The 965-nt window shown below is 73.1% G+C and carries 1 protein-coding gene; it reads left to right on the top strand.

Annotated elements, in window-relative coordinates; translation table 11 throughout:
* Positions 1-908, top strand: a 908-nt coding sequence (locus C1I97_RS37900) for a chorismate-binding protein (protein ID WP_181447109.1), incomplete at its 5' end; no start/stop codon positions are given.
* Positions 909-965 lie beyond the last annotated feature (57 nt).

Here is a 965-nt window from a genome sequence, read left to right as displayed (position 1 = left end):
CCCAGCCCCCGGCCGCACTGCCGCCCTCCGAACTGCCCGAGTACACCGCCCTGTGGGGCGGCGAGGACTTCCAGGCGGCCGTGGACGACGTCAAGGAGCGCATCCGTGCGGGCGAGGCCTTCCAGGTCGTCCCCTCGCAGCGCTTCGAGACGCCGTGCACGGCGAGTGCGCTGGACGTCTACCGGGTCCTGCGGGCCACCAACCCCTCGCCGTACATGTATCTCCTCCGCTTCGACGGGTTCGACGTCGTCGGCTCCTCCCCCGAGGCCCTGGTGAAGGTCGAGGACGGGCGGGCCATGGTGCACCCCATCGCCGGCACCCGGCCGCGCGGCGCCACCCCGCAGGAGGACCAGGCCCTCGCCGAGGAACTGCTCGCCGACCCCAAGGAACGCGCCGAGCACCTGATGCTCGTCGACCTCGGGCGCAACGACCTGGGCCGGGTCTGCGAACCGGGCTCCGTCGAGGTCGTCGACTTCATGTCGATCGAGCGCTACTCGCACGTGATGCACATCGTCTCCACCGTGACCGGGCGGGTCGCGGCGGGCCGTACCGCCTTCGACGTGCTCACCGCCTGCTTCCCGGCCGGCACCCTGTCCGGCGCGCCGAAGCCGCGCGCGATGCAGATCATCGACGAACTCGAGCCGTCCCGGCGCGGGCTGTACGGCGGCTGCGTCGGCTACCTGGACTTCGCCGGCGACTCCGACACCGCCATCGCCATCCGCACCGCCCTGCTGCGCGACGGCACGGCCTACGTCCAGGCGGGCGCCGGCGTCGTCGCCGACTCCGACCCGGTCGCCGAGGACACCGAGTGCCGCAACAAGGCGGCGGCCGTGCTGCGCGCGGTCCACACCGCCAACCGGCTCGGGCAGGAGGGCCTTTCTCACGTCCCCCGCGTGAACCCCGGGTGACGCCGCGCCCGGGGCTCACGCGATAGTGGAGTACGTGACTGCTGCACCCCCCTCCCG

Source organism: Streptomyces sp. NTH33 (assembly GCF_003236365.1).
Classification (GTDB): Bacteria; Actinomycetota; Actinomycetes; order Streptomycetales; family Streptomycetaceae; genus Streptomyces.
This window is presented reverse-complemented; position numbering and strand designations above follow the sequence as displayed.